The organism is Neptuniibacter sp. 1_MG-2023 (assembly GCF_030547185.1).
GTDB lineage: Bacteria > Pseudomonadota > Gammaproteobacteria > Pseudomonadales > Balneatricaceae > Neptuniibacter.
Map to the genome: position 1 here is coordinate 39,983 of NZ_JAUOQR010000004.1, position 16,879 is coordinate 56,861.

Here is a 16,879-nt window from a genome sequence, read left to right on the forward strand (position 1 = left end):
CTTATGCGTTATTGGCTTAAACGATAGTTACAAGAGGTTGATCGTATTCAACCGGCTGACCATCTTCAACAAGGATAGCTTCAATAACGCCACTCTTGTCTGCTTCTATTTGGTTCATCATCTTCATTGCTTCTACAATGCAGATAACATCACCGGCCTTCACTGTTTTTCCTACTTCAATGAATGCAGGAGAACTTGGTGATGGAGCACTGTAGAACGTGCCAACCATTGGAGACTGGACAACATGACCTGAAGTTACAGGTGCATCGCTTACCGCTTCGGCTGGTGCAGCAGCTGGTACTGGCGCAGCTACAGGGGCAGGCATAGGTGCAGCAGGGTAAGGTGCTACAGGGGCTGGGGCACCGCGGCTAATGCGCACGGACTCTTCACCTTCTTTGATTTCAATTTCGTTGATGTTGGATTCTTCCAACAACTCAATCAGTTTTTTGACTTTGCGAATGTCCATTCTGATCTCAGTCTCTCTAAAAGCAACAATAATTAGTTTTAAGCAATCTGTTTTATGACAGACTGCAAAGCAAATTCGTATCCTTGGGCGCCAAAGCCACAAATAACACCTTGCGCAACATCCGATAAATAGGAATGATGGCGAAATGTTTCTCGTGTATGCACATTTGATAGGTGTACTTCAATAAAGGGGATATTAACTCCCAGTAAAGCGTCACGCAGTGCAATGCTTGTATGTGTAAAGGCGGCCGGATTGATAATAATAAAAGCAACCTCTTCCTGCTGAGCTTGATGTATTCGCTCAAGCAAAACGTATTCTCGGTTGCTTTGGCAGTGCAGTAATTCATGGCCTTGATCTTGCGCTTGCAGTATCAGTTTTTGGCAAATATCGTCCAATGTGTCTGTACCGTAAACCTCAGGTTCACGCATGCCCAATAAATTTAAATTTGGGCCATTTAGTAACAGGATTTTTGCCATGGTCTATTCCTGAAAATTGGCAGAGCGACTTAATCAACTACTATAGTTTGCCGTAGTCTTTTTCTCTTGTCTATAACTTAGCAAGTTTTTGCTGTTTTAGTGCTTTTTTACCGAAAATGTCCTCTCATTCACAGCGAATACTGAACATGAAATGAATATTTGTTGCGGATATGTATTAGGTTTTTTTAATATTAGTCCTTTTGGCTATAGTTTTATTCTTTTACGCTCAAGATTGTTGACGTTAGCTTCATAATTATAGATATTGCAATGCGGTACTAGTGTTTTTTGTGTGGGATTGAAGGAGAAAGAAAATGGCGATGATTAAGCGCGTAGTTTTCAATCAGAAAGGCGGAGTGGGTAAGTCTAGCATTGCTGTGAATTTAGCAGCAATTAGTGCAGCTCGTGGTAAACGTACTTTGGTGATTGATCTTGATCCTCAATGTAACTCTAGTCACTATCTTTTAGGTGAAGGCTATCAAGATGTTAAGCCTGATATTAAAGATTTTTTTGAGCAAACGCTGACTTTTCAAATAAAACCTAATGGGCCGGAGCACTATGTACATGCTACGCCCTATGAGAACTTAAGTGTAATACCCTCTAACTCAGATTTAGGCGATTTGCAGTCAAAATTAGAATCGAAGCATAAAATTTATAAATTAAAAGATGCCCTAGAGCAGTTATCAGATCATTATGATGCTGTTTATATAGATACACCGCCAGCGTTTAACTTTTATACGCTTTCTGCTTTAGTGGCTTCTGAAAGATGTTTAATCCCTTTTGATTGTGATGAGTTTGCGCGACAGGCGCTATATAGCTTGTTAGCTAATGTGCATGAAACGAAAGAGGATCATAATGATGCGCTTGTTGTTGAGGGTATTGTGGTGAATCAGTATCAACCTCGCGCTAGTCTGCCTAAACGCATTGTTGAAGAGTTGTTAGATGACGATCTACCTGTGCTTAAGGCAAAAATTTCAGCGTCAGTGAAAATGAAAGAATCCCATGATGAGACGCGTCCACTTATTCATATGGCGCCAAAACATAAATTGACGCTACAGTTTATCGAATTATTCGAAGAACTCTCTCACTAGCTTATTTGCACTCAAGTTTTAAGGGTGGGTGCAAATCCTTGCGCTTGCTCTTTTAGCTTTGCTCTTCAGTATTTTCGTTCTTTCGCAGACTTAAGATCCAAACTATAAGTAGTGGGACGCTAACTGCTAGTATTATTATTTCAGCCATCTAACTTCCAGGTAAATATACGAATCTTCGATTTTAATTAGATTACACGGCTGAGCAATAGAAAGTTTTTCAAGAAGATGGGGTTATTTGTTGTCTGATTCATGCTGATCAGAGATGCCCATATGCTGTGATCTGAGGTTGGAATAAAGAGGCTGCGTCTAAAGTCTATAAGACCTAAAATGTACCCTTTAGACGCAGTGTTTGCGGTGCTTTAGCAGCTTTTGTTTCCGTTGCACGCGATGGTTTCGGGTGCAACTATTGCGCTGCCAATTTTCAACTGTCCTTTGTGCTCGCCAACAAAAAGGGTGCTGGTCGTGCGCTTCCCTTTATTGTTGATGTAAATAATATTAAGTTGGCCAGTTGGTTTTAAGTTTAAAGCATACTTTTTGCCATCTTGGACATATGATTGCGGAGCATTTTGAGCAATTGGATCTATATAAATACGACGAATCTGTCGGCCTTTAAAGCCTGATTTGATGTATTTTTGTAGAGAGCGGCGAGATTCTTTATCAACCCCTTCCCAGTTAATTAGATTGAATATGCCTTGAGCGTCGCGGCTGGCAAAAGAGTTAAGATAGTTTTGTACTAACAAACTGTTTTTATCGGCCATGACCATGCTGGACATTAAAAGGCTTATAACGCATATACAAAGTTTGGGAAGTGTCATTATTCACCTCTATTCTTATATTTCCCTGAGACAGCTGGGGTAAGTATATCTATTTTTACTGATACGTGAAGTAGTAACTTGCAATTTACGGCAAGTAAATGTGTGCATAAGGACTTAGCGCAGAGGGCTATGAGCTGCATATAGGCTGGTTTTATAATAAAAAACCTCGCCGAAGCGAGGTTTTTTTATACTGCATAAATAATACTAATTATTTAGCAGCTTCGTAAGCTTTTACGCCAGCAACAATGGCTGCGCGAGCAGCATCTGCGTTGCCCCAGCCTTCAACTTTAACCCATTTGCCTTCTTCAAGGCCTTTGTAGTTTTCGAAGAAGTGCTTAATACGGTCTAGTTCAAGCTGTGGAAGATCTTCGATATCTTTAACGTCACGATACGCTTTAGTTAGCTTGTCGTGAGGTACAGCGATCAATTTAGCATCTTCGCCTGCTTCGTCAGTCATGTTTAGTACGCCGACTGGACGGCAGCGAATAACTGATCCAGCAATAACTGGGTAAGGTGTCATAACCAGTACGTCTACAGCGTCGCCGTCATCAGCAAGCGTATTGTTGATATAACCGTAGTTTGCTGGGTAAAACATTGGTGCCGCCATGAAGCGGTCAACGAAGATTGCGTCTTCTTCTTTCTCAATCTCATATTTTACCGGAGCGCTGTCTGCCGGGATTTCAATAATAACGTACAGATCGTTCGGTAGGTCTTTACCTGCGGGTACTTGTGCGAAGCCCATAATTGTCTTCCTGTAAACTGTTTTTAAAAAGGTTATATCTAACTCGAATTATAAGCGCAGCGTGAGGCGCTTAGAATACTACTTAAAGCTGAAACTGATGCTTTTATGTATTTAATTTTGCTGCACGGCCATCACTTGATTCTGAGTGATAGGTAAGCAATGTTTCAACTTCTTTAGTGGAGCCTAGTGCTACAGAGCAGCGTTGGTGAATATGTTTAGGCTCTAGGTCGAGAATGTTTTTATAGCATGTGCTGGAAGTGCCGCCAGCTTGTTCGATTAGCATGCTCATCGGATTACCTTCATACATAAGACGAAGCTTTCCTGGTTTGTTTGAGTCGCGGCTGTCCCAAGGGTAAGCAAATATTCCACCGCGTGTGAGTACGCGATGTACTTCTGCAACCATAGATGCGATCCAGCGCATATTGAAGTTCTTTTCGCGTACACCTTCTTCGCCTTGGAGAAGGTCGCCAATATAGTTACGCATCTCTTCTTCCCAGAAGCGATGGTTTGACATGTTGATGGCAAACTCATTTGTTTCTTTAGGGATGCTGACCTGTTCGCGGGTAAGAATGAAGTCACCCGTATGGGCAAGCGTAAAGAAATTCACACCTTGGCCAGTTGATAGCGATAAGATGGATGACTGGCCATACAATACGTAGCCAGCAGCAACTTGTTTACGGCCGGGCTGCAGATAGGCTTCGTCCTTAGTTGGATCCATGCCTTCTTCGATTTCTAGTACCGAGAAGATGGTTCCTACTGAAACATTAATATCAATGTTTGAAGAGCCGTCTAGAGGGTCGAAAATAACGAGATATTTCCCTTTAGGGTTGCCGCCAACGGGATGGTCTTCTTCTTCTGATGCGATACCTGCAACTAGCGGGTTATCTAAAAGAAACTTTTTCAGCAAATCATTTGCTATAACGTCCATCTTTTTTTGGGTTTCGCCCTGAACGTTGGTGTTATCCGTTGATCCAAGAACTCCGGCTAATTCGCCTTCACGAAGCTGGATTGCAACTTCTTTGCAGGCAAGCATTAACGTGCCAATCAAATCGACTAATTTGTCTTCGGTTTCCTGTTGTTTCAGGAACTGGCTCAGGAGCAGCATTCTTGTATTATCTCGCAGATAGAATAGTTGGAAAGTTGGCGAAGAATTTTACGTGAAACTTAGAGAGAATGCATTGTTTGTAGAGCATTTTCCGCGGTTTATTATAAGATTTTCCGCTGGATAGTGGATAAAGTTTAGTGGACAAGTTACCGCACCCGCAAAACTGTTATGATAGCCCCATATATTTGCTTACTTTTTAATTATTTATCAGCCGGAGTTTGGACCTTGCATATTCATATTTTAGGCATCTGTGGGACCTTTATGGGATCGTTGGCGATTTTGGCCAAACAGTTAGGTCATAAAGTGACAGGGTCGGATCAAAATGTATATCCACCTATGAGTACGCAGCTTGAGTCGCAAGGTATAGCGTTAATTCAAGGCTTTGATCCTGCGCAGTTTAGTCCTGAACCGGATTTGATTGTGGTGGGTAATGCAATGTCGCGTGGTAATCCAGCTATTGAATATATGCTTGATAAAGGGCTCGATTATATCTCTGGCCCGCAGTGGCTTTCGGATCATTTGCTTAAAGATAAATGGGTTTTAGCGGTAGCAGGAACCCATGGAAAAACAACAACCTCCACCATGCTTGCTTGGATTTTAGATCATGCAGGTATGAAGCCGGGTTTTTTAATCGGCGGTGTGCCTTTGGACTTTGGTGTCTCTGCACGCTTAGGTGATTCGCCGTTTTTCGTAATTGAAGCCGATGAGTACGACACGGCTTTTTTTGATAAGCGCTCAAAATTTGTTCACTATCATCCTCGCACGCTTATTATGAATAATCTTGAATATGACCATGCGGATATTTTTCCTGACCTAGCGGCGATTCAAAGACAGTTCCATCACTTAGTTAGGATTGTGCCAAGTAATGGTCAGATCATTTTTCCGCAAGAGGAGTCAGCGCTTAAAGAGGTTATTAATATGGGCGTGTGGACTGATGTGGCTCAGACCCGTATAGGGGGTTTTGACCCCTCTTCTGAGGTGGAGTGGCAGGCGGTTTTGCTTAAAGATGATGGTTCCCAGTTTGAGGTTTGGCATCAAGGAAGTATGGTGGGAGTGGTTGCTTGGAAGATGACTGGGAAACATAGTGTAAATAATGGATTGGTAGCTATTGCCGCGGCACGAAATGTAGGTGTTCAGCCACACCATGCGATTGAGGCATTAAATGAGTTTGCTGGCGTGAAGCGTAGAATGGAGCTACTGGGTGATGTGCGTGGCGTTAAGGTTTATGATGATTTTGCCCATCATCCAACGGCTATTGAGACCACATTACAAGGTATTAGGGCTCAGGTAGGCGATGCAAAAGTTATTGCTGTAATCGAACCCCGCTCAAATACAATGCGTCTAGGTACGCATCAGGCTTTATTGGCCGACTCCGTTGTTAATGCTGATCGGGTTTGTTGGTTTCAACCGCCTGGAATGGATTGGTCGTTAGATGATATTGCCGCGCAAAGTGCTGTTCCTTCCGCTGTTTATTCAGATACGGGTGCCTTGATCAACGATCTGGTAAAAACATTAGAGCCTGATTGCCATGTGGTCATTATGAGTAATGGTGGTTTTGAAGGCATTCATCATCGGTTATTAGCGGCGTTAAAAGGGGAGTGATCATGTCAGATATGAATGCCAATGTTGCAGATACTCCAGAGACGATTACCTTAGCAATAACAGGCGCGTCTGGTGCTCAATATGGATTGCGGCTGCTGCAGTGCTTGTTAGCAGCCGACAAACGCGTTTTTGTTATGATTTCCCGTGCTGCGCAGGTAGTGATTAGTACTGAGACAGATTTTAAAATGCCCGGTACGCCAGCGGATCAAGAGCAGTTCTTGAGCCAGCTGTATAAGGCTAAACCCAATCAGCTAAAGGTGTTTGGACGTGAACAGTGGATGGCACCCGTCGCCTCAGGTTCTGGGGCACCGAGTAAAATGGTTGTTTGTCCTTGCAGTACTGGCTCTTTATCGGCGATTGCTACAGGTGCGAGTAATAACCTGATTGAGCGTGCTGCGGATGTGGCATTGAAAGAGCGCCGTCAGCTGATATTGGTTCCCAGAGAGGCGCCGTATTCTGAGATCCATTTAGAGCATATGTTGAAATTAACGCGTATGGGCGTGATTGTGATTCCTGCGAGTCCCGGTTTTTATAATCGTCCAACAACGGTTGAAGATATGATCGATTTTGTTGTAGCAAGGATTATGAATCAATTAGATATAGAACAAAATTTGCTGCCTAGATGGGGCGACGACTTAATTTAATTAACTGTTGGGTTGCATGGATGAAATTGTCAGCTCAGCGGAGTAGAATTCTCAACGAGTTGTTGTTCATTGTATGCCTATCCTCATTCTTTGTTTAAGTGATCCAATTTAATGTCAAAAATCTTAGCACTTGATACCTCTACTGATGCGTGCTCAGTCGCGTTGAGTTTGAACGGCGAAATCACAGAAGATTTTCGAATAATCCCTCGTCAGCATACACAGCAATTGCTCCCTATGATTGAGGTGATGTTAGCAGAGGCGGGTATTTCTGTTTCGGCATTAGATGCGATTGCTTTTGGCCGCGGACCTGGGTCGTTTGCTGGTATTCGTATTGCAACTGGGGTTGCTCAAGGCTTAGCTTATGGGGCAGACCTTCCAGTACTGCCAATCTCTACCTTAGAATCATTGGCTGTTTCTGCTGCAAAACGAGAGGGTGCTGAAAAGATAGTAACCGCATTAGATGCTCGAATGGATGAGATCTATGTAGCAAGTTACCGTATAGATAATGGCCTACCGATTACTGAGTTAAAAGAGCAGGTGAGTGCGCCTAATGCATTGAGTCTTGAATGTGATCAGTACTTAGCTGTTGGAAGTGGTTGGCGTTATTTGGATGGAATGTCAGAGCAGATAAAAAATTCCCTTAAAGTCAGTACTGAAACTTATTATCCATCTGCAAGAGATATACTTGTACTTGCATTGGATGCTTGGGCGCAAGATAAAGGAATGTCTCCGGAACAGGCTTTGCCTGTCTATCTCCGCGACGAGGTCGCATGGAAAAAAAAGGATCAACAATAAATGGAACTCTTTCAGGTCGTTATACTGGCCTTACTGCAGGGATTGACAGAATTTTTACCAATCAGTAGTTCTGCCCATCTGATTTTACCCTCACAGCTTTTAGGGTGGCCAGATCAGGGGTTAGCTTTTGATGTTGGTGTACATATTGGTACGTTGTTGGCTGTGGTGATCTATTTCCGTAAGGATCTCGCCTCTATGTTTTGTGCTTGGAGTGCGAGTTTTAGCGGTAAGCGTTGCGAAGATGCAAACTTGGCGTGGCTGACTATTTTAGCAACATTCCCAGCACTGATCGTTGGCTTGCTGTTGAATGATTTTATTGATCATAACTTACGTTCAATTTTAGTCATTGCTGGAACAACGCTTATTTTTGGTGGTTTACTGTGTTGGGCCGATCTTTTTAGAGTTGAAACGCGTCAGTTAAGCGCTTTAACGGTTAAAGATGCATTGTATATAGGTTGTTCGCAGGCGCTTGCATTGATTCCGGGTACTTCGCGTAGTGGTATTACCATTTCTACGGCATTGATGCTTGGGTTTGAGCGTCAGGCCGCTGCTCGTTTTTCTTTCTTGCTCTCTATTCCAGTGATTCTTGGGGCCGGGCTCATTAAAGGTCTAGATCTGTATCATCAGGGTGAGAGTGCGCCTTGGGTGATGGTGCTTATAGGTACAATAATCGCGGGTATTAGTGCGTTTAGTTGTATTCATTTCTTTTTACGCTGGTTGGATCGTATTGGAATGCAGCCATTTGTTATCTACCGTATGATTTTGGGCGTGTGCTTGTTGGTTGTTTGGTTTACCAGTAGCTAAGGTCTCTGTTTGGAACGTGCTTTATATGTCTGTATCTGACTTTACAAATGATCTAGGTGGTGACGGCATGATTGCCGTTATCGCGTTAGATCAGCAAACTAGCGAACAAGCTGCTTTGTTAGCTGGTCATCTTAAACTTCCCCTGATCGACTCATCATCTGCAACCGCGTTTAATCTGTTACTTCAGATCTCTGAATCAGGTGTTCAGTTGCAACCAACGGGGAAAAAAGCACCTGGCGCTACTTATGTTGATTTTGTGTCCGGCGCAGTTGCCCATCGCCGTCAGTTCGGTGGTGGTAAAGGGCAGATGATCGCCAAAGCTGTAGGCATTAAAGGGGGTGTTAGACCTCAGGTTTTGGATGCTACAGCTGGGTTGGGAAAAGATGCCTTTGTGCTTGCAACTTTGGGTTGTGATGTAACCTTGCTTGAGCGTTCGCCAATTATTCATCTATTGCTTAATGATGGGCTTGCTCGAGCAGCTCAGGTTCCTGAGGTCGAAGAGATCATTCAGCGTATGACGTTGTATCAAGCGAATAGCATCGAGTGGATGCAGCAACAGGCGTTACAAGGGGAACATTATCAGGTGGTGTATCTTGATCCTATGTTTCCACATAGCGATAAAAGTGCATTGGTAAAAAAAGAGATGCGTAGTTTTCGCCCCGTTGTTGGCGATGATCTGGATGCGGACCAATTATTAGAGGCTGCTCTGGCCATTGCAGAAAATCGTGTAGTGGTTAAACGGCCTAGAAAAGCTCCTTTTTTAGCTGATCGTAAACCCTCTTTACAGTTTGAGGGGAAATCGAGCCGCTACGATATTTATCCGCTGAAAAAACTATAAGCTCCTGCGGTAGGAGCTTATACCTATAGTGTTTTGGATTAGCCTTTACTTCCGAGTTTATAATCCACAAGTGAAATCATATGTGGTTTCAGAATCTTTTTAGCTTGGGCGAATAGAGCGCTTGTATCGAAATTACAGCTTAAGCGACCGTTTTCCTCCCGTAGAAACTCTAACGCATGAAGTTGCTCAATAAATGAGTTTAAAACTCTTTTATCTTTGTACTCAGGCGTGCTGTAGCCATACTCTTTGTGAATATGTTCGGCAATATTTTGGCTGCTTTCAATCAGATCTTCTGCGCTAATCTCGTTATAGCGAGCGAGTATGCGTAGCACAATGTAATAGCGTAAAAGAATAGGTTCAGCGGTTAGGATTAGGGTGTTCACGAGAGGGTTGGCAGTAGTTGTCCAGCCTTTATCTGCATCACCTTCTAGTAAATTCTGTTCGATCAGCGCTTCACGTACTTGTTTAAGTAAATCTGTGAGATCAGTTAGCTCCCACTGTAAGAAAAGTTCTGCCTGAATAAAGGGATAGATCATCCGAATTGTACGGTTAATGCTTTGGGTTTTACCGTTTTCAAGCCTGTGCGCAAGTAGTAAATACATACTGGGTAGAATAAGCAGATGCTGAATATTGTTTCGATAGAAGCACAGCTCTTGCGCTTGATGTTGATCTATTTTAATTAAATTGATCTTTTGATTAACTTGCTGCATTTTTGCGGCTTCGTTAATCCAATCGGAAGGTTTTCCTTCAGGGATGAGTTGTAGCTGGGGGTTCAGCGTTTTGATTAGGTTAAGTAGGCGAGAGCTTTTGTCGCTTAACTCTGCCACCGATTGTAATGGACTTCCGCCTAGTAGGCAGGTGGCTAACAAGCTGCTTTGGGTTATTTCTGCCGCTTGATTTATTCTGCGCATAACCGTTGCTGCTATCTGTTTTACATCCTCTTTTGATGAGTACTCAGGGTGAATATGCTCTTCTAAAAGAAGAGGCTCACCAAAGCTCAATAGAGTATTACCAAATTTTTGTCCGAGTATTTTGCTGGTGGCTAATACAGTGGATATAGATTCTTGCTGTTTTTTTCCGCCTGACAGTTCTTCTTGATAGCTTTTACTTTCTACAAGGCGGTCGTATCCGACCCAAACAGGAATGAGGGCAACCGGCTTTTGAGGATTGTCTCTATAAGACTCCACGCTCATTGAGAGTAATCCGGTCTTTGCTGCCAGTAAGCGTCCAGTACGGCTGCGACCCCCTTCAATAAAATACTCTAAAGAGTGGCCCCTATGGGTCATCTGTTCTAAGTAAGTTTTATATAGACAGCTATAAAGCGGGTCCCCATGAAACTGGCGGCGCATAAAGATTGCCCCTCCGCGTTTTAGTATGGGCCCTATGACTGGGATATTTAGATTTTCGCCTGCGGCGACGTGAGGAATCATTAATCCGTGTCTGTACAGTACCCAAGATAAAAGCAGGTAATCCATATGACTACGGTGACAAGGCAGATAGATAAGTTGATGGGTTTTAGCGATCTCTTGGACGCGGTCTATATTTGCGATCCTAACTTTTCTGTATAAGCGTCCCCATACCCAGTTTAAAAGTGGATCTAATATACGTGTAGTTATGGGACTAAAATCGGCAGCAATCTTATCGAGTGTATGTGCGCAATGCCGTTCAATACGATGCCGGCTAGTGCCTCGTTCTTTGGCTTGTTGATCAATGGCTTGCTGTACATTTGGATCTTTTATAACAAGGTTAATTAATGTGCGTCGATGGGATAGATCAGGTCCTATGATTGATTGGCGAGTGATGCTGAAATGGGTGCGTAATACCCGGGCAGCTTTACGAGCGGTGGCTTCACTATCATCTTCTTGTTGGAGTAGCTGTTTGAGATCTAATGCTTTGTCTATGCGGACTAAGGTTTGGCGGCCATTAAATAGAAGTTGGAAAAAACTACCTATAGGCCCAGCTTCATGCCAGGTCTCGGCATACAAAAGGTTAAGCCATGATTTTTCTCTATTAGGGAGGCGGCCGTGAAAGATCGCAACAGGTATAATTAGAGTATTAAATTTTTCACTGCTGTTTTGGGCATTAACCAAAACTTCTAAGGCTTCTCGTAGAGGGGCTTGGCCTTTTGAGTCAGCAAAAAGGATTTGTTCCTCTTTAATATGGCGTTGCTGTTTGCGTAGTAGATTTTTTAAAAGAAGTTTGTGACTGAGCCTATTGGATTCAAGTATGTAATAAATATGATCTGAGGTTGGTTGTGTAGGTAATAATAGTTGTGGATTAACCAACTTCGGACGGGTTACTAAATTTATAAACATACCCCCTAAGGAGTGTATGCCGCGCTCGAACAATGGGATCATGTGCACTTACCTTAGTAGTGTGGAGGAGGTGGCTCATCCTCAGGTCTATTTGCAGGTAGATCAAGAGTTAGACTTTTTACTTGCTGACTGAATACTTTCATCATTCTTGTTAGCTTCAGTATTTCTAGCTCTTGAGTAGAAACAATACTGTTAAGTTTATCCAGCGTATCTTCTTGGAAAGCAACGCGAGTTTCCAGTTCATCAATACGTTCCTGCTCTGTCATGATTGTTTCCGTTTCTAAAATGGCTAATGTTACAGTGTTCGGTTTAAGGTTGTGATAAGACTTAATTCGTAGCCTACTAGCATAGTTTATCAGGCCCCGATATTAAACGGTGTTTGATTTTTATTCGCTTTATTTGCATAAGCTGTTGAAAAAAATCATAAAATTAGATATACCTCTGTAGTTGGTGGGAATAATGATTTATGCTGCCAATTCTAAGTGTTTTTAATGTGATAAATGACAATATAATAAATGAGGGTTAATCAGTTGATTCGTAGTCTGATTGTGAGTGCTATCGCCGCAGTGTTGGTAACTGTTTTGTTGGGTCCGGTAGCTGGTATAGAAGTTGAGTTATCTAATATTGCTGCGTTAGCAGTTGTGTTCGTTGTGACATTTGCTGCATCTTTCTTTGCTGCACTTGGTAACAATGCTCAATCTGGGGCTTCGGCATTTAATGGTGCTGAAGAAGAGTATATTGATGAGAATGACGATCGTGAGCAAGGCACAGTAAAGTGGTTTAATGTGTCAAAAGGTTTTGGTTTCATTACCCGCGGTGAAGATGATGATGTCTTTGTTCACTTTCGCAATATCCGTGGTCGTGGTCACCGTTCATTAGCGGAAGGCCAAAAGGTACGTTTCCACGTACGTGAAAGCGACAAAGGCTTACAAGCAGAAGATGTTTCAGTCGTTCGCGACTAAACCTGTTTGTAGCACGCCCAGCGAGACTGATCAATTCAGTCTCGCTGTTACACCTTCCAATGCTCTTCCCCATTTTATTCCGTCTCTGTTAGCACCGAATCTATTCTGCTTTTTATCTTGATGGCGTCCGTGTAGCCGTAACTAAGTGCTTTGATGATCCCTTCTTTGGTTTCAATAAAGAGGCTAGGGAACCCTTGAGCACCAAGTCCATGGGAGGCATTTATCTGTTTTTCAAGTTGGCGTTGAGTCTCTGGGCTACTCATTAGTGTTTTAAACGCGGAAATATCTAGGCCTTGTTGTTGAGCTAACTCTATTAACGTATCTAACTCTGATGGATTTTTTGCATTTAGGTAATAAGCGTTTTGTATTAAGCGAGTCATCTCTAAGCCGCTTCCCGGTGAAAGTTCTTCTGCACTAATGACTGCTCTACAGCTAGCATATGTACTTCTTTTGGGCGTGTTGTTCGACCAGAAATCGTAATTGAAAGGAGTGCCTGTTTGCTGCTCGATATGCTGCCATATAGATTGCAGCTTTTGTTGCATCTCTATGGGCATAGGCTCATTACTATCTGGAGCAAGGCCGCCCATGAATAAAGTCCAAGGAAATGGGTAACTGCGTTGTAATTCATGCACTGTGTCACTAAAAGCCCAGCACCAGCTACACATTGGGTCTAATACATAGATAAATCGTGGATAAACCTGTTCATTTTGAGTAGGTGATGTCATATGTCAGCTTTTAAATAAGTAGTCAGTCACTAAGAGACTGTTATTTAAAAAGTTAGTTCATTATTTTTGTTCAAAAAAAGTGAATAGATGCTTCTTTATAATCTTATAGTGTTGCGGAATCTTGCACGCTAAGCTTGTTGCTAAATATCAAGCTATCCAAGGAGTATGAAGTATGCCGTACGTTAATATTAAGATTACAGATGAAGCTGTGACAGCAGAGCAGAAGAAACAACTTATTGAAGGTGCAACTCAGCTTTTAGTGGATGTATTAAATAAAAACCCTGCAACGACAGTTGTTGTGATTGATGAGGTTAATACCGATAACTGGGGAGTAGGTGGGGAGGTTATCACTGAAAGAAGAAAACAAGGAAAGTAGAGCCTCAGTAGATCATAGCATTTTTCTATATTGCCGCTCAGATTGAACGGAGTTAATTAAGAGAAGATGGGAAGAGCTGCTAATAAGTAGGTTTCCTCCCTGACTATTCTGATTTATAGTCGAAAGCTTACATGATCCATAACAAAGGAGCTGCATAATGGAAGTAGGTACGATTGTCTTTTTGGTGATAGTTCTAGGTGCTGTCTTTTATGTAGTAAGTATTTATAACCAGCTTGTTACCTTAAAAAATAGGCATCAAAATGCCTTTTCTCAGATCGAGGTTCAGTTAAAGCGCCGTTACGACCTCATACCAAATTTGGTTGAAACGGCTAAAGGTTATATGAGCCATGAGCGAGAGACGCTCGAAGCTGTTATTAATGCGCGAAATGAAGCGTCTGCGCTTTTAAAGGGTGCAGCAGCCACCTTGACTGATGATGCAATACAGCAGCTATCCGGTGCAGAAAATGCCTTACAGGGCGCTTTAGGGCGCATGAATATAGTGATGGAAGATTATCCAGACCTTAAGGCTAATGAAAACATGATGCAGCTTTCAGAAGAGTTAACAACCACTGAAAACCGTGTGGCATTCTCCCGCCAAGCTTTTAATGATGCTGTAACCGCTTACAATATTTATCGACAATCTTTCCCGCCTGTATTTTTCGCGTCCATGTTTGGTCACCCTAAAGATGCTTCTCTCTTAGAGTTTGAAGATAGTGTTGAAATCCAAGCTGCGCCTAAAGTTAGTTTTTAATATGCCCAACTTTGCTATGAATAGATTAGTAGAGATTCTTGTTAGGTAAGGGATAAATGGACTTTTTTACACAGCAGGATAAGGCTCGGCGTCAAACAGGCTGGCTGGTTTCTCTTTTCATATTAGCGGTTGTTGGCTTAATTGTACTTACGAACCTGTTAATCGGGCTTGTGGTCTGGTCTGTCACCCAAGAGGAGACCATGCAGCGGGGATTGAGTGTTGTATCACAGACCGATACTCAAACTATCGCTGCGCTGTTTTCTTGGAATACTTTTGGTCTAGTTAGTTTAGCTGTTGCGGGTGCTGTTGGTTGTGCCATTTTATACAAGTGGTTTCAATTAAGTTCAGGGGGTAAAGCGGTTGCTGAATCATTGGGCGGGGTCCGTCTTTATCCGAATAGTGAAGATGCAGATCACCTACAAGTACTTAATGTAGTTGAGGAGATGGCCCTTGCTTCAGGTATGCCTGTTCCTGCGGTTTACTTGTTAGAACATGAAATAGGTATCAACGCTTTCGCCGCAGGTAATGGACCTGCGGATGCGGTCATTGGTGTGACTAAAGGCTGTGTTCAGCAGTTTAAACGTGATGAACTTCAAGGTGTTATCGCCCATGAATTTAGTCATATTCTAAACGGCGATATGCGACTCAATCTGCGACTTATTGCCTTATTGCATGGTATTGTTTTTATTGGTTTAGTTGGGGAGTTGCTGGTTAGGGGGAGTCGAAGTCGTCGATCAGATAGTCGGGTTGCCGTACTGGGAATTGCGTTACTAGTGATTGGTTGGCTAGGTACCTTTTTCGGAAATCTTATTCGTGCAGCTGTTAGCCGTCAGCGAGAGTTTTTAGCCGATGCCAGTGCTGTTCAATTTACCCGTAATCCTGAGGGTATAGCTAATGCTTTAAAGTTGATCGGTGGTTATAGTAGCGGTACAGAGATCAATGATAGCCATCGCAGTGAAGTCAGCCATCTGTTTTTTGGTCAAGCGATTAGCAAGCTGAGCAACATGATGGCGACTCATCCACCGTTAGTGGATAGGATTTTAAAAGTCGATCCCGATTGGGACGGTAATTATCTTTATCGAAGTACGGTTACACGTGAACGTAAAAAGGAAGAGGAGAAGCTAACTCAAGCAGAAAAGCGTGAGGCTTTTTCTCAGGCGATTATTACTGGTGCTGCCGTTACCTCGGGTATAGATCCAGAAGTGCTCTTTTCTGGAAGTGCTGATTTAGATCAGATCAGGCGAGAGATCGATGGTATTCCTGCTCTATTACATGAACAAGCTCATGATCCTTTTGGCGCCATTGCTGTATGTTATTTATTGATTACTCATATAGAACCCTCTCTGCAAGAGAAACAGTGGCAGGTTATAGCGCAAAGCGGAATTAAGGGAATTGAGCCATTAATGCGTCAGCTTTACCCTGTCGTTGAACATTTAGATATTAGTGCTCGTTTACCTTTAATTGAATTATTGCTACCGGCCCTGAAGTGTATGTCGCAGGAGCAATATAAAAGGTTCAAGCATACTTTATTGCTACTGATTAGAGCCGATGCGAAGACTGATCTCTTTGAGTGGTGTTTATATCAACTTGTGCGCCATTATTTAGCGGGTGAGTTTGAACCGGTTAAGGCCTCTAAACCACGTTACAAAGAGGCTAAAGCACTGAGTGATGAATACCAATTGATCTTGTCGGTACTTGCGCATAAAGGCCATGAACAGGAAGCCGATGCACAGAGAGCATTTAATCGAGGGGCTGGCTCAGCGGGCTTATATAATATAAGTCTGCTATCTGAAGATGCGTGTGAGTTAGAGCGTTTTATTCGGGCGGTCAATGCGTTGTCATACGCTTATCCCACCCTTAAACCTCGTCTTATTACAGGTATTAAAAAATGTATCTATCAAGATGGCGAGGTGACTGCACTTGAAAGAGAGATCGTCTCAAGTATAGCCGTTGTTATGGATGCGCCTATTCCTCTATTTATTGAGCCACATTAATCTTTTTGCCACTCCAGTGAAAGTGATACAGAGTCGGCAAATCTAAGCGCGTGGGGTTTATCTATAGTGACTTTAGCGTAGCGAGTCCAAGGATGGTTGCTACAGATTTCTAAGACATCAGAAACCAGCTTCTCAAGTAATAAGAAACGGCCATTTTCCACATGCTGAATAATATCTTTAGTAATTGTTTTGTAATTTAAGGCTTGTTCTACATCATCGTTGGCAAAGCCATTGCTAGCGGGGTATTGAATCTCAATATTGATTACAACATCCTGCTGTTTTTGCATCTCGTCGGGATTAAACCCGATAAAAGTACGTAGGCGAAGATTGGTGATGTTAATAATTGCGTTGCTGAGCATGAACCTGTTTCCTTGAAAAACC

At 42.7% G+C, this 16,879-nt stretch carries 19 protein-coding genes; 10 read left to right on the forward strand and 9 right to left on the reverse strand.

Annotation, left to right across the window (positions count from 1 at the left end):
* Positions 1–16: 16 nt before the first annotated feature.
* Positions 17–466, reverse strand: coding sequence for an acetyl-CoA carboxylase biotin carboxyl carrier protein (gene accB / locus Q4492_RS06350; RefSeq protein ID WP_303416418.1), 450 nt, complete (start codon positions 464–466; stop codon positions 17–19).
* A 38-nt stretch (positions 467–504) separates the two neighbouring features.
* The gene (gene aroQ / locus Q4492_RS06355; protein ID WP_303416419.1) at positions 505–942 is read right to left on the reverse strand and encodes a type II 3-dehydroquinate dehydratase; all 438 of its coding nucleotides are present in this window, start codon (positions 940–942) and stop codon (positions 505–507) included.
* Between the two features lie 317 nt (positions 943–1,259).
* Between aroQ and Q4492_RS06360 the strand changes: the two genes are divergently transcribed.
* Positions 1,260–2,030, forward strand: coding sequence for a ParA family protein (locus Q4492_RS06360; protein ID WP_303416595.1), 771 nt, complete (start codon positions 1,260–1,262; stop codon positions 2,028–2,030).
* A 359-nt stretch (positions 2,031–2,389) separates the two neighbouring features.
* Here Q4492_RS06360 and Q4492_RS06365 read toward each other — a convergent pair whose 3' ends face one another.
* The 3 genes from Q4492_RS06365 to Q4492_RS06375 all read right to left on the reverse strand — a co-directional run bounded on the left by Q4492_RS06365 (position 2,390) and on the right by Q4492_RS06375 (position 4,692).
* On the reverse strand, positions 2,390–2,845 hold the full coding sequence (locus Q4492_RS06365; RefSeq protein ID WP_303416420.1) for a hypothetical protein: 456 nt from the start codon (positions 2,843–2,845) through the stop codon (positions 2,390–2,392).
* Positions 2,846–3,053: 208 nt separating this feature from the next.
* Positions 3,054–3,587, reverse strand: coding sequence for an inorganic diphosphatase (gene ppa, locus Q4492_RS06370; RefSeq protein WP_303416421.1), 534 nt, complete (start codon positions 3,585–3,587; stop codon positions 3,054–3,056).
* Between the two features lie 103 nt (positions 3,588–3,690).
* Positions 3,691–4,692 (reverse strand): class 1 fructose-bisphosphatase, encoded by a 1,002-nt coding sequence (locus Q4492_RS06375; RefSeq protein WP_303416422.1) that lies wholly within the window; start codon positions 4,690–4,692, stop codon positions 3,691–3,693.
* Positions 4,693–4,917: 225 nt separating this feature from the next.
* Between Q4492_RS06375 and mpl the strand changes: the two genes are divergently transcribed.
* From mpl to Q4492_RS06400, 5 genes are all read left to right on the forward strand, one after another.
* Positions 4,918–6,294 (forward strand): UDP-N-acetylmuramate:L-alanyl-gamma-D-glutamyl-meso-diaminopimelate ligase, encoded by a 1,377-nt coding sequence (gene mpl, locus Q4492_RS06380; RefSeq protein WP_303416423.1) that lies wholly within the window; start codon positions 4,918–4,920, stop codon positions 6,292–6,294.
* 11 nt (positions 6,295–6,305) lie between these two features.
* Positions 6,306–6,938, forward strand: a complete 633-nt coding sequence (locus tag Q4492_RS06385; RefSeq protein WP_303416596.1) for a flavin prenyltransferase UbiX — start codon at positions 6,306–6,308, stop codon at positions 6,936–6,938.
* Between the two features lie 111 nt (positions 6,939–7,049).
* The gene (tsaB, locus tag Q4492_RS06390; RefSeq protein WP_303416424.1) at positions 7,050–7,733 is read left to right on the forward strand and encodes a tRNA (adenosine(37)-N6)-threonylcarbamoyltransferase complex dimerization subunit type 1 TsaB; all 684 of its coding nucleotides are present in this window, start codon (positions 7,050–7,052) and stop codon (positions 7,731–7,733) included.
* Positions 7,734–8,537, forward strand: coding sequence for an undecaprenyl-diphosphate phosphatase (locus Q4492_RS06395; RefSeq protein ID WP_303416425.1), 804 nt, complete (start codon positions 7,734–7,736; stop codon positions 8,535–8,537).
* Between the two features lie 25 nt (positions 8,538–8,562).
* Entirely contained in the window at positions 8,563–9,375 is an 813-nt protein-coding gene (locus tag Q4492_RS06400) for a class I SAM-dependent methyltransferase (protein ID WP_303416426.1), read from the forward strand.
* Positions 9,376–9,413: 38 nt separating this feature from the next.
* On the opposite strand, the gene plsB is transcribed toward Q4492_RS06400, so the two are convergent.
* Complete coding sequence (gene plsB, locus Q4492_RS06405; protein ID WP_303416427.1) at positions 9,414–11,732, reverse strand: glycerol-3-phosphate 1-O-acyltransferase PlsB; 2,319 nt, start codon at positions 11,730–11,732, stop codon at positions 9,414–9,416.
* A gap of 11 nt (positions 11,733–11,743) precedes the next feature.
* Positions 11,744–11,956 (reverse strand): SlyX family protein, encoded by a 213-nt coding sequence (locus Q4492_RS06410; protein ID WP_303416428.1) that lies wholly within the window; start codon positions 11,954–11,956, stop codon positions 11,744–11,746.
* A gap of 249 nt (positions 11,957–12,205) precedes the next feature.
* Between Q4492_RS06410 and Q4492_RS06415 the strand changes: the two genes are divergently transcribed.
* Positions 12,206–12,652, forward strand: a complete 447-nt coding sequence (locus tag Q4492_RS06415) for a cold-shock protein (RefSeq protein ID WP_067862093.1) — start codon at positions 12,206–12,208, stop codon at positions 12,650–12,652.
* 74 nt (positions 12,653–12,726) lie between these two features.
* Here Q4492_RS06415 and Q4492_RS06420 read toward each other — a convergent pair whose 3' ends face one another.
* The gene (locus tag Q4492_RS06420) at positions 12,727–13,377 is read right to left on the reverse strand and encodes a DsbA family protein (RefSeq protein WP_303416429.1); all 651 of its coding nucleotides are present in this window, start codon (positions 13,375–13,377) and stop codon (positions 12,727–12,729) included.
* 172 nt (positions 13,378–13,549) lie between these two features.
* On the opposite strand from Q4492_RS06420, the gene Q4492_RS06425 reads away from it, so the two are divergent.
* The 3 genes from Q4492_RS06425 to Q4492_RS06435 all read left to right on the forward strand — a co-directional run bounded on the left by Q4492_RS06425 (position 13,550) and on the right by Q4492_RS06435 (position 16,498).
* The gene (locus Q4492_RS06425; protein WP_067862089.1) at positions 13,550–13,753 is read left to right on the forward strand and encodes a 2-hydroxymuconate tautomerase family protein; all 204 of its coding nucleotides are present in this window, start codon (positions 13,550–13,552) and stop codon (positions 13,751–13,753) included.
* A gap of 157 nt (positions 13,754–13,910) precedes the next feature.
* Positions 13,911–14,504, forward strand: a complete 594-nt coding sequence (locus tag Q4492_RS06430; protein ID WP_303416430.1) for a LemA family protein — start codon at positions 13,911–13,913, stop codon at positions 14,502–14,504.
* Positions 14,505–14,560: 56 nt separating this feature from the next.
* On the forward strand, positions 14,561–16,498 hold the full coding sequence (locus Q4492_RS06435; protein ID WP_303416431.1) for a M48 family metallopeptidase: 1,938 nt from the start codon (positions 14,561–14,563) through the stop codon (positions 16,496–16,498).
* Here Q4492_RS06435 and folX read toward each other — a convergent pair.
* Positions 16,495–16,857 (reverse strand): dihydroneopterin triphosphate 2'-epimerase, encoded by a 363-nt coding sequence (folX, locus tag Q4492_RS06440; protein ID WP_303416432.1) that lies wholly within the window; start codon positions 16,855–16,857, stop codon positions 16,495–16,497. The genes Q4492_RS06435 and folX overlap by 4 nt on opposite strands.
* Positions 16,858–16,879 lie beyond the last annotated feature (22 nt).